At 37.9% G+C, this 10808-nt stretch carries 12 protein-coding genes; 8 read left to right on the top strand and 4 right to left on the bottom strand.

The window, feature by feature from the left end; translation table 11 throughout:
* Nucleotides 1-394: 394 nt before the first annotated feature.
* The 8 genes from wecB (at nt 395) to H7U01_RS09805 (ending at nt 7866) form a co-directional block, all read left to right on the top strand.
* A complete protein-coding gene (gene wecB, locus H7U01_RS09840) occupies nt 395-1546 on the top strand; it encodes a non-hydrolyzing UDP-N-acetylglucosamine 2-epimerase (protein ID WP_004182621.1) in 1152 nt (383 codons plus the stop codon).
* A gap of 2 nt (nt 1547-1548) precedes the next feature.
* Nucleotides 1549-2322, top strand: coding sequence for a hypothetical protein (locus tag H7U01_RS09835; protein WP_064525322.1), 774 nt, complete (start codon nt 1549-1551; stop codon nt 2320-2322).
* A 142-nt stretch (nt 2323-2464) separates the two neighbouring features.
* Nucleotides 2465-3775: a glycosyltransferase family 2 protein gene (locus H7U01_RS09830; RefSeq protein ID WP_004182618.1), complete on the top strand. Its 1311-nt coding sequence runs from the start codon at nt 2465-2467 to the stop codon at nt 3773-3775.
* An 8-nt stretch (nt 3776-3783) separates the two neighbouring features.
* A complete protein-coding gene (locus H7U01_RS09825; RefSeq protein WP_004182617.1) occupies nt 3784-4887 on the top strand; it encodes a glycosyl hydrolase family 8 in 1104 nt (367 codons plus the stop codon).
* Between the two features lie 270 nt (nt 4888-5157).
* Nucleotides 5158-5394 (top strand): DUF1146 family protein, encoded by a 237-nt coding sequence (locus tag H7U01_RS09820; protein WP_004182616.1) that lies wholly within the window; start codon nt 5158-5160, stop codon nt 5392-5394.
* 67 nt (nt 5395-5461) lie between these two features.
* Nucleotides 5462-6733 (top strand): UDP-N-acetylglucosamine 1-carboxyvinyltransferase, encoded by a 1272-nt coding sequence (gene murA, locus H7U01_RS09815; RefSeq protein WP_064525319.1) that lies wholly within the window; start codon nt 5462-5464, stop codon nt 6731-6733.
* A gap of 1 nt (nt 6734) precedes the next feature.
* Nucleotides 6735-6923, top strand: coding sequence for a DNA-directed RNA polymerase subunit beta (locus H7U01_RS09810; RefSeq protein WP_003097027.1), 189 nt, complete (start codon nt 6735-6737; stop codon nt 6921-6923).
* Between the two features lie 61 nt (nt 6924-6984).
* A complete protein-coding gene (locus tag H7U01_RS09805; protein ID WP_201041512.1) occupies nt 6985-7866 on the top strand; it encodes a DNA/RNA non-specific endonuclease in 882 nt (293 codons plus the stop codon).
* A gap of 76 nt (nt 7867-7942) precedes the next feature.
* Here H7U01_RS09805 and H7U01_RS09800 read toward each other — a convergent pair whose 3' ends face one another.
* The 4 genes from H7U01_RS09800 to H7U01_RS09785 form a co-directional block, all read right to left on the bottom strand.
* Nucleotides 7943-8593, bottom strand: coding sequence for an amino acid ABC transporter permease (locus tag H7U01_RS09800; protein WP_002890834.1), 651 nt, complete (start codon nt 8591-8593; stop codon nt 7943-7945).
* A gap of 11 nt (nt 8594-8604) precedes the next feature.
* On the bottom strand, nt 8605-9303 hold the full coding sequence (locus H7U01_RS09795; protein WP_002886251.1) for an amino acid ABC transporter permease: 699 nt from the start codon (nt 9301-9303) through the stop codon (nt 8605-8607).
* 17 nt (nt 9304-9320) lie between these two features.
* Nucleotides 9321-10154 carry a transporter substrate-binding domain-containing protein gene (locus tag H7U01_RS09790; RefSeq protein ID WP_198463941.1) on the bottom strand — a complete coding sequence of 278 codons (834 nt, stop codon included), beginning with the start codon at nt 10152-10154 and terminating at the stop codon, nt 9321-9323.
* A gap of 9 nt (nt 10155-10163) precedes the next feature.
* On the bottom strand, nt 10164-10808 hold a 645-nt coding region (locus tag H7U01_RS09785; RefSeq protein WP_201041511.1), incomplete at its 5' end, for an amino acid ABC transporter ATP-binding protein.

The following is a 10808-nucleotide window of genomic DNA, read 5'->3' as shown; positions in this document are numbered from 1 at the left end:
ATATATGTAAATTAGCAATACTGCTGGATTCAAAAACACTTTTATTAGCAAAGCGTTTTTTCTCCTGCAGTTTTTTTTATTTATTAAATAGTGTATTTTTAAATTCGAGGGAGAAGACTAAATAGCTCAAAACAATTGATATCCTTGGGTGATATGAGTTGACTTTTTCTTAACTTCTTGAATTTTATACGTAATGATAGTCTTTTTATTGAGACCTTTTTCTTTATCTACTTTACATCATTTCGAAATATGACCAATAAGCCAGGGCATTCCCTTTAATGCTTTTGGAGGAAGAGTATCTCATCTTCCTTATTATTGGGGATAATAAAGTGATAATGTAGAGTGTTATTTGTCAATATTATATTGATTTCGTATAGGTCATAGGGGGGATCTTATGGGAAAATTAAATATTATGGTTGTCTTTGGGACAAGACCAGAGGCAATTAAGATGGCGCCATTAATTCTTGAGTTGAAAAAACATCAAGAAACCATTAATACTATTACAGTAGTCACAGCTCAACACCGTCAAATGCTTGACCAAGTTTTGGAGACTTTTGAGATAGTTCCTGATTATGATTTGGATATCATGGGAAAAAACCAATCACTTCAGGAAATTACTTCTAAAATTTTGGCAAATTTTGATCCAGTTGTTAAGAAGGAACAACCTGATTTGGTTTTGGTTCATGGTGATACAACAACAACATTTGCTGCTGGCTTGGTTGCATTTTACAATAAAGTAAGTATCGGTCACGTTGAGGCTGGGCTTAGAACTTATGATAAATATTCACCATATCCAGAGGAAATGAATCGTCAGATGACTGACAGCCTTTCTGATTTGTATTTTGCACCTACTCAAGAAAGTAAAGCAAACTTATTGTCGGAAAATCATAAAAAAGAGGCAATTTATGTCACTGGTAACACAGCGATTGATGCCTTAAAGCTTACAGTTAAAGATAATTATTATCATGAAGTTCTCGATAAAATCGATGAGAATAAAAAAATTATCTTAGTAACAATGCACCGAAGAGAGAATCAAGGTGAGCCAATGCGTCGAGTATTTAAAACTCTTCGTCATATGGTAGATGAGCATTCTGAAATTGAAGTGGTTTACCCTGTTCATTTGAGCCCTTCTGTACAAGCTGCAGCAAAGGAAATTTTAGGTGACCATGATAGAATTCATCTTATCGCACCTTTAGATGTCTTTGATTTTCATAATTTAGCTTCTAGAAGTTACTTTATTATGTCGGATTCTGGTGGTGTTCAAGAAGAAGCTCCATCACTTGGAAAACCTGTTTTAGTATTACGAGATACAACAGAGCGTCCAGAAGGTGTTAAAGCAGGAACATTGAAACTTGTCGGAACTGATCCAGACAAGGTGAAAGAAGCAATGACTTCACTTTTAACTGAAGAAGCTCTTTATAAAGAAATGTCTGAAGCTCCTAATCCTTATGGTGATGGTAAAGCATCTGAGAGAATTGTTCAAGCGATTAAAGTGTACTTTAATTTGGAAGATTCTGTATCAGAGTTTCACGAAGGAGGAAATTGAGTGTGAAAAGAGATAAAAAAATCTGGTATTGGATTTTATGTTTGATTTTCTTTGAAGCATTACTATTTCTCTACTGTAATCAAGTCAATCCTAATTTATTCATGTTTGAAGCTTTCTTTCTGTTTTTAGGTATTGCTGCAGTATGTTTCTTAACAGAGATTCTGATTACTTGGCTAATCATTTTAAGTTTTGCTTTAAGTATCTTTGTATTGGTTAGTGGTGTTGTCTATCTTCCACTGAATGATACATTAGTTCTTATATTCAGTTTTCCTTTGTTAATGGGGATACTTTCAAAGATTAAGTATTCCTTCTATAAATTTATTTCATCTGTTCAGATTGAAGAAGTCAAGGCTAGTAACGCTTATCGTGATTTATTAGAGGATAAAAAACCTGTTCAAGCACTTTTGATACATTGGTCTCATGAAGAACAATTCTTTGAATTGAGTCCTCGTGAATATAACCATTTGCTTACTAGTATCTATCATCAGATTTCAGATAAGCTGGATCGCTTTGAGCAAGTCTTTTATGTTTCTGAGGGGAGCTACTTAATCCTCTCAAAAAATGAATCTAGAAACTTAGAAAAGATTTATAAAACTAGTCTTGAAGAACATCTAAAAGAAATGACATTCACTAGGGGAAGTAGTTATCAAGGTATTCAATTTCAATCAGGTTTTCTTGTCATTGATAAAAAGAATTCCAAAAAAATTGATAACTATAGTGAATTAATGAGTAATTTAAACCGTCAGTTAGAAACGGATATTATTGTTGAGTATTAGGGGGAAGTTATGACTATCACAAACTTGTTTTTTGTATTTGCTTTATGTATTAGCCTTATTTTTGCGATTGCTTTCATTGTTTTGTTTACTGTTTATACAGTAGTATATGAACGTGTTTCTCATAATTTCAAGGCGGTGAAACATGGTTAGTCAGTTTTTAATGATTTTCACCCTAATATCCATCTGGATTTCCTTAATTTGGGGTGTTGTTATTCTGGTATCAGCTGTTCATTTTTGGTTGAAACATAGTGATTTTAAGGTTGATAAGGAGGAACTTCCTTATTATCCTAAGGTTACGATTGTAGTTCCAGCCCATAATGAAGATGTTGTTATCTCTCAAACGGCTAAAGCTATCTTGAATATGAATTATCCTCATGACAAGGTTGAGCTACTTTTGTTTGCGGATAACTGTTCAGATAATACTTACCAAGAGTGTTTAGCTGTTCAAGCCTTGCCAGAGTATGCTGGACGTAATATTACCATTATTAATCGTAAGGGTACTGGTGGTAAAGCAGGTGTTCTGAACGATGCCCTTAAAATGGCTGATGGAGAATATATCTGTATTTATGATGCGGATGCCATGCCTGAAACTAATGCACTTTACTTCTTAGTTAAAGAAGTGATGAAGGATCCAGAACGAAGAGTGGCGTCCTTTGGCCGTAATAAAACAAGAAATGCAAAACAAAATTTCTTAACACGTTGTATCAATCAAGAGATTGTTGTCACGCAACGTGTTCACCACGTTGGAATGTGGCATTTATTTAAAATTGGTCGTATTCCAGGAACGAACTTCATTATTCAAACTGAATTCGTTAAAAGTATTGGTGGTTGGCGAAATGGTGCCTTGACCGAAGATACCGATATTTCCTTCAAGATTATGCAAAGTGGTAAATTAATTGCCCTGGCATATAATTCTGAAGCCTTCCAACAAGAACCTGAAACGCTTAAAAGTTATTATATGCAACGTAAGCGTTGGGCAAAAGGTAATTACGAAGTTGTTATCTCGAATTTTAAACATTTGTTCGGTAAAGGAAATTGGCGTGTAAAACTAGAAGTAGCGAATTACTCTTGTATTTTCTTCTGGTTTAATGGTGCAATTGTCTTATCTGATTTAATCTTCTTTGCTAATGTCTTAGCCATTGTTTTACATATCTTTTTCCCAACCGTGCAGATTCCGTTTGCCTTTGATGCAAGTAATATTTACATTGCTCAATTAATGTTGTTTAACTGGCTCTTGATGATTGGATTATATTTATTGCAAATCAATGTTGCCCTAGCTTCACAATTTGGACAAGCAACCAGCAAACAAATTTGGTTAGCGATTCTCTCTTATTTTAGTTACGCACAGTTATTCATTATTGTTTCTTTAGATTCGTTGTGGTCTATTATCATGGATAAAATTCTTCATCGTGAAGGAACAACATGGGTTAAAACTAAGCGTTTTGCAGAATAGGAGTATGTATGAAAACAAAATATTTTAAATATTTATGGTTTGTAGTTATCCTTGGCTTATTTGTTTTTTCAATGTTTACCATAAGAATGAAAACGAAAACTGATATTCAAGATAGAATTTATCAAAAATGGGAAAAACACTTCGTAGTCAAAAAAGGCAACGAAGCATATGTCAAAACTACTAATGACAAAGACAAAGATGTTGTTCTTTCCGAGTCACAAAGTTACGGAATGCTAATCACCGTGCGAGCAGCTAAGAAAGGTTTAGCTAATCAAAAAGATTTTGAAAGACTCTACAAGTATTATTTGTCACATCGTATTGAAGGCAATCAATTGATGTCTTGGGAACAAATTGTTCAAAAAAGTGCTAAAAATGTTGATGATCACAATGCAACTGACGGGGACCTTTATATTGCCTATGCCTTGATTGAAGCCTCAAAACAATGGCCAAGCCATAAAGATGAGTATCAAACACAGGCCAAGGCCCTCTTGCAGGACATTCTCAAGTATAACTATAATGAAAATATTGGAATTTTGACTGTTGGGAACTGGGCGAACAAAGATTCCAAATATTATAATCTTATGAGAACTTCAGATACTGTACCTAAGCAGTTCCAAGCTTTTTATGAAGTTACAAAAGATAAAAAATGGTTGGATATTAATAACAAGATGTTAAGTAGTCTTGAAACGATTAGTTCTAAAACTAAGACTGGATTAATTCCAGACTTTATCTGGGTGGATGAATCAGGGGCTCGTGTGGTTAAGCCTTACACCATCTCAAATCAGTTTGATTCAACGTATTCTTATAATGCTTGTCGTCTTCCATACAATCTTACTCAGAGTAACGATGAAAAGAGTCAGAAAGTCCTTAATAAGATGTTGGATTTCTTTATGACTCAGAAAAATGTCTTTTCAAATTACAATTTGTCTGGTAAGTTTTTAGACGACCACCAAGCTGCAAGTTTTAAAGCACCAATTGCTTTTGCGGCTGAGAAGGATCAAAAGTACTTGAAATTAGTTCAGCAGAATAAGATTGTCTTTATGCAGGATCTTCCTGTTAAGAATTATTATGATTCTGCGATTATTACTTTAGTAGCCATGGAATTCTTCTAAGTAATAGTTAACTAATGACTCAAAATCTTCCCTAAACCTGTTATTTGGAAACAGTAGCATTAGGGAAGATTTTTTCTTATGACTAATGATTGAAAATAAATTAAATTTCAATCTCGAATGAACACGGGGGAATCTCATTTTGAAAGGTTCTTAAGTTGGTTAACAATGGCTCTTAATGGTGGAAACTAATAAAGAAATCAAATGTAAAAAGTCGTATTTTTAATGATTCTTCTTATGTTTTATGTAAGTCTTCTATGATATAATAGTTTGATGACTATTTTAAATGATATGGTTCCTCTAGCGAGCCACTTGGTTTTTATTGGTTTAACTTATCAGATGGTGAATACGCTTTTTGATTGGGAAAAAATAACCAAGAATGTTATTGTTAACACTGGGAAATTGAGATTATTCTTGCTTTTTATTAGTATTGCCATTGGTTTTCTAGTAAGTTCATTCTTTATATATGTTTTAACGCTATGTCAATCGTTAGCAAGCTCAATATCTTAAATTAGTGAATTTAAAAGACTTTTGATATAATATAAAAAGATGAAATTGACCCTTGAAAGGAATCCTTATGGATAAAATTATTGTACAGGGTGGCAACACTCGATTAAGTGGTGAGGTTGTCATTGAAGGTGCTAAAAACGCTGTCCTACCCTTGTTGGCAGCGACTATCTTGGCCTCGGAAGGTCAAACAACCTTAACTAATGTTCCAATCTTGTCAGATGTTTACACGATGAATAATGTTGTTCGTGGTTTAGATATTGCTGTAGACTTTGACGAGGAAAACAATACCGTTGTCGTTGATGCTAGTGGAGAAATTCTCGATCAGGCGCCATATGAGTATGTGAGCAAGATGCGTGCGTCTATCGTAGTACTTGGACCAATTCTTGCCCGCAATGGCCACGCGAAGGTTTCAATGCCTGGTGGTTGTACGATTGGTAGCCGTCCGATTGACCTCCACCTCAAAGGTTTAGAAGCAATGGGTGCTAAAATTACCCAAGTTGGTGGTGACATCACTGCGACAGCAGAAAAACTAAAAGGTGCAACTATTTATATGGACTTTCCATCTGTCGGTGCCACTCAAAACCTTATGATGGCAGCCACTTTGGCTGATGGAGTTACAACCATTGAAAATGCTGCGCGTGAACCAGAAATCGTTGACTTGGCCCTTCTTCTTAACGAGATGGGAGCAGATGTCAAAGGTGCTGGAACTGAATCACTCGTGATTAAAGGTGTTAAAGCTCTCCATGGTACTAAACATGCAGTTGTTCAGGACCGTATTGAAGCAGGTACCTTTATGGTAGCAGCAGCCATGACTTCTGGTGATGTCCTTATCAAAGATGCTATTTGGGAACATAACCGTCCTTTGATTTCAAAATTATTGGAAATGGGTGTCTATGTTAAGGAAGAAGACGGCGGTATTCGTGTTAAATCTGATGTTTCACAATTGAAACCAGTAACCGTTAAAACTCTACCTCACCCAGGTTTCCCAACTGACATGCAAGCTCAATTTACAGCACTTATGGCAGTGGTAAACGGGGAATCAACCATGATTGAAACAGTCTTTGAGAATCGCTTCCAACACTTAGAAGAAATGCGTCGTATGGGACTTCATTCAGAAATCCTTCGTGATACGGCTATGATTCACGGTGGTTTGCCACTTCAAGGTGCTCAAGTTATGTCTACTGACCTTCGAGCTTCGGCAGCACTAATTCTTACAGGGATGGTGGCTGAAGGAACAACTACTGTTGGTAAGTTGACACACTTGGATCGTGGTTACTATCAATTCCATGAGAAACTAGCTAAACTAGGAGCAAATATTTCACGTGTAAGTGAGGCTTAGTATGGAAACTGGTAAAGGCTATGTTTTTCGTCAATTATTACTTGTTTTGAGTGTGTGTGTGATTGGCCTTGCTTTTCTAGCAATCGGATTGATGATTGGCTATGCTGTTTTAGGAGAGGGCAAGGATCCTATAAGCATCTTAAAACCAGAAACCTGGCAGGCAATTGTTGCTAAATTTACAGGAAAATAAAAGGGAGTGGGAAGTAATCCCGCTCCTTTAGTCATGACATTCATATAAAAGAAAGAGAACAATGGCAAAAAGAAAGACATCTTTAACAAATAAACAGAAACGTCAGCTAGTCTCGTTACTAATAGCGGTCTTGATTGCAGTTTTAGGTTACATTGGGACGAGCAATAAGCTATCGCCTAATAATCCAATCAAGCAGGTAGCTAGTCTAGTCTCGGGAAAATCCAATAACTCCGTTAAATCAAACGGTTCAACAAATGGAAAGGCTACGCCACAAGAGCAGCTTGCTGAGTCAGTGATGACTAGCTCCGTCAAGAGTCAACTAGGAAACTCCATTGAATGGAATGGGGCAGGGGCTTATATTGTTAATGGTAATAAGACTAATCTAAATGCTAAGGTTTCTAGCCAACCCTATGCCAATAACCAAGTCAAAACGGTTCAAGGACAAACGGTTCCTACAGTTGCGAATGCCTTATTAAGTAAAGCAACCAGACAGTACAAAAATCGTCAAGAAACAGGGAATGGCTCAACCTCTTGGACACCTGCGGGATGGCATCAAGTTCACAATCTTTCAGGAGAGTATAGCCATGCCGTAGATAGAGGTCATTTGTTGGGCTATGCACTTGTAGGTGGTCTCAAAGGATTTGATGCCTCGACTTCAAATCCAGAAAATATTGCCGTTCAAACTGCTTGGGCTAACCAAGCTAATAGCGAAAGTTCTACAGGACAAAACTATTATGAAAGTCTGGTACGAAAAGCTCAGGATAAAAATAAACGTGTCCGTTACCGTGTTACCCTCATTTATGAAGGAGATAACCTCATTCCATCAGGATCACACCTTGAAGCCAAGTCAGCTGATAGCTCACTTGAGTTCAATGTCTTTGTTCCAAATGTACAAGAAGGGATTACCCTAGATTATTATTCAGGAAAAGTAACGGTGAATTAAAGCAACAAACGACTCGGATTGGAGTCGTTTTTAGTATCCAGAAAACAAAAACCCACCCTCAGGTGAGTTTTTTGTTTTATTCACTAGCTTGCTCCCATTGTTTAGAGAGGTAGCGAGAGTAGCTAGAGATGGCAAAGTTAACCACGAAATAAGCTAAAGCCACAATACCGTATAAGGTAAAGATTTGGCTTGGTTCGTAGTAACCACCCATCAAAATCTGACTCTTACCAAATAATTCCTGTAAGGCGATAACAGAGTAAAGGAAAGAAGTATCCTTGATAACCGTTACGAATTGAGAAATGATAGATGGTAACATCTTACGAATAGCTTGTGGGAAGATGATGTAAATAAAGATTTGTCTGTTGTTAAACCCTTGAGACAAGCCTGCTTCCGTTTGGCCATGGTCGATAGAGTTCAGTCCCCCACGGATGATTTCCGCCAAAGCAGCTGAGGTGAAGACCGTAAACGAGGTAATCCCTGCCGCTGTAGACTTAAGCTGGAAGACCAAGAAGATAATGAAAATCCAAAGCAAGTTAGGAACGTTACGAACGAACTCAACGTAGATAGAAGCTATCCAACGAAGAATAGGATTCTTTCCGTTACGCATAACCGCCAGAATAGTTCCGAACAAGGTAGACAGCACAATGATGAAGAAAGACAAGTAAAGGGTCGTCCACATCCCTTGTGCCAAGAATTTAAGGTTAGTAGCTGATAAAACTTCTGACATAGTGGACCTCCTTAGTAAGCTTTCTTATTCTCTTCTTCTTTACGACGTGCCCAAGTAGCTAGAGGGAAACACATGATAAAGTAGAGGAAGGCAGCTCCGGCAAAGGCCGGCACATAGTTAGTGGTATCATAAGCCCAAGCCTTAGCAGTGAACATAATATCAGCCCCAGAAATAATGGCAACTGTAGAAGTATTCTTAATCAAGTTAACCACTTGGTTGGTCAACGGTGGCAAGATAGTACGGACTGCTTGAGGCAAGATAATGATACGCATGGTATCAGCGTAGGTGAATCCTTGAGACAAAGCGGCTTCGGTTTGACCTTTAGGAACCGCCTCAATACCTGTACGAATAATTTCAGAGATATAGGCTCCTGTGTAGACCCCCACACAAAGGATGGCTGTCAATGAAATTGGAATCATGACATGACCATCAGTTAAGATTGAAATCCCATAGAAGACGACAACGAATTGGACAAGCAAGGGTGTGTTCTGGAAGATTTCGACATAAACACGTGAGATGCCACGAAGAACCTTGTTGTGAGTAGAGCTCATAGCCCCAAAGATGAGTCCAAGAAGAAGGGCAACAATCAAGGCACCAATCGAAATGCCAAGGGTATAGAAGAAACCTTTGGCAAATTGTCCAAAGTTAGCGAAGAAAGCAGCCCAACGTTCAAGAGCGAAAGGACTAGCCGTTTCAGTTAAAAGATACATAAATTCAGGACTCCTTTCTATTTATCTTCAGCCTTAGCTGGTTTCAAGTGATACTTATCGTAGAGCTTTTGAAGGCTACCATCTTTTTGCCATTTAGCCAACAAATCGTTGGTATAATCAATCAACTCTTGGTTAGACTTGCTTGAGGCAATACCGTATTCTTGTGTTTTGAAACCTTCATCAAGAATTTTGGTTTTATCACTTTCGTAACCTGATAGGATTGATTTATCACCAGCAAAGGCGTCAATACGGTATGCATAGAGTGATACGGCTAACTCAGGATAAGATCCGAGTTGGACATAATTGAACTTAAGGTTATTAGCTGAAGCGTACTCTTCAACAGCGGCTTTGGCAGATGACCCTTGAGACACTCCAATAGTTTTACCGTTAAGGTCAGAAAGTTTCTTATAGCCAGATTTGGTTTGAACGAGGAAGCCGATTTGGTCATAGTAGTAAGGATTTGACATGGCATATGAAGCTTTACGCTCATCTGTAATGGTATAAGTAGCGATAAGCATGTCAATAGTCCCATTATCCATAAGGGCCTCACGAGTTTGAGGGGTAACCGCTGTAAAATTCACCTTAACCTTAAGTTCTTTGGCAATCTTCTTAGCGAGGTCAATTTCCATACCTTGATAGGTATTGGTTTTGGCTGAGTAGTAACCAAAGTTTGGGACATCCTGTTTGACACCAACATTTAGAGTCCCTTTTTTGACAATTTTTTGAATTGTAGCATTATTGAGTAGTTTACTGCTTTCATCAGCTTGACTACTTTTAGTGTTCCAGAGGAGAACTGCTACAAATGCTAAAGCAGAGATAGCTAAAATGCGACTAAGTTTTTTGATTAACATAAGCCCTCCTTAGGCATCCACTTGGACACGATCAGAGTTGTGGTCGATAATCTTAGAAAGGAATTGAACAGCACGAGGTTCAGTTGGATTGTCAAAGAATCCATCCACATCCGTAGTATCCACGAGAACCTGACCTTCAGCCATGAAAATGATACGGTCTGCCACACTGCGGGCAAAGCCCATTTCATGGGTTACGACAACCATGTTCATGCCGCCTTTGGCAAGGTTCTGCATAACCGCAAGCACGTCACCAATAGTCTCTGGGTCAAGGGCTGACGTTGGTTCGTCAAAGAGCAAGAGCTCAGGATTCATGGCAAGACCACGGGCAATAGCGATACGTTGTTTTTGCCCACCAGAAAGCATACCAGGGTATGAATCCTTCTTGTCCCACATGTTAACGTAGCGAAGGAATTTTTCAGCAGTTTTTTCAGCCTCTGCCTTACTGATTCCAAGAACCTTGATAGGTGCCAAGGTAACATTTTCAAGAACGGTTTTGTGCGGGTAGAGGTTAAAGTGTTGGAATACCATACCCGCTTCCTTACGAAGCTCAACCAAGTCTTTGGCAGAAGCTTCCGTCACATTATGTCCGTTAACGATAAGCGTACCGTTATCGATGGATTCCAAGGCATTGATTGTACGGATAAGGGTAGATTT

This window comes from Streptococcus sp. 21.1 (assembly GCF_016648635.1).
In the GTDB taxonomy this organism is placed as follows: Bacteria; Bacillota; Bacilli; order Lactobacillales; family Streptococcaceae; genus Streptococcus.
This window is presented reverse-complemented; position numbering and strand designations above follow the sequence as displayed.

Coding starts and splice junctions, on each gene's coding strand:
- wecB (WP_004182621.1), top strand. CDS start 395: ATGGGAAAATTAAATATTATGGTTGTCTTTGGGACAAGACCAGAGGCA.
- H7U01_RS09800 (WP_002890834.1), bottom strand. CDS start 8,593: ATGTCAGAAGTTTTATCAGCTACTAACCTTAAATTCTTGGCACAAGGG.
- H7U01_RS09810 (WP_003097027.1), top strand. CDS start 6,735: ATGGAAACTGGTAAAGGCTATGTTTTTCGTCAATTATTACTTGTTTTG.
- H7U01_RS09795 (WP_002886251.1), bottom strand. CDS start 9,303: ATGTATCTTTTAACTGAAACGGCTAGTCCTTTCGCTCTTGAACGTTGG.
- H7U01_RS09830 (WP_004182618.1), top strand. CDS start 2,465: ATGGTTAGTCAGTTTTTAATGATTTTCACCCTAATATCCATCTGGATT.
- H7U01_RS09825 (WP_004182617.1), top strand. CDS start 3,784: ATGAAAACAAAATATTTTAAATATTTATGGTTTGTAGTTATCCTTGGC.
- H7U01_RS09820 (WP_004182616.1), top strand. CDS start 5,158: ATGACTATTTTAAATGATATGGTTCCTCTAGCGAGCCACTTGGTTTTT.
- murA (WP_064525319.1), top strand. CDS start 5,462: ATGGATAAAATTATTGTACAGGGTGGCAACACTCGATTAAGTGGTGAG.
- H7U01_RS09805 (WP_201041512.1), top strand. CDS start 6,985: ATGGCAAAAAGAAAGACATCTTTAACAAATAAACAGAAACGTCAGCTA.
- H7U01_RS09790 (WP_198463941.1), bottom strand. CDS start 10,154: ATGTTAATCAAAAAACTTAGTCGCATTTTAGCTATCTCTGCTTTAGCA.